Raw genomic sequence first — 255 nt, 5'->3', positions numbered from 1 at the left:
GTCTTCGAGGCGGAATTCGACCGGTTCGACGACGCCGATGGTGCATTCCTGTTGCCGGCAGGCCAGGTGGCGCGGCGTCGTCAGGCGAATGTGGCAATTGGTCCGGATCATCGCAAAACGGGGATCGCTGATGCGGACGGCCGCGTCGTGGTACCGATGAAGAACCGGCAGGGTCTGGGCGGGGGGGTAGGCGTGCTTTATAAAAAACGGTTCCGCCGCGGCATCGCTGAGCAGAAACCCTGAACAGACCGCGCC

The 255-nt window shown here is 63.5% G+C and carries 1 protein-coding gene; it reads left to right on the top strand.

Going from position 1 to position 255, the window contains the following annotated elements:
* Nucleotides 1-243 (top strand): hypothetical protein (locus tag SAZ04_RS22540; RefSeq protein ID WP_332699939.1); only part of this gene is annotated, 243 nt, incomplete at its 5' end.
* Nucleotides 244-255: the final 12 nt, after the last annotated feature.

The organism is Halalkalibacter lacteus (assembly GCF_036663595.1).
Lineage (GTDB): Bacteria > Bacillota > Bacilli > Bacillales > Bacillaceae_D > Halalkalibacter > Halalkalibacter lacteus.
This window is presented reverse-complemented; position numbering and strand designations above follow the sequence as displayed.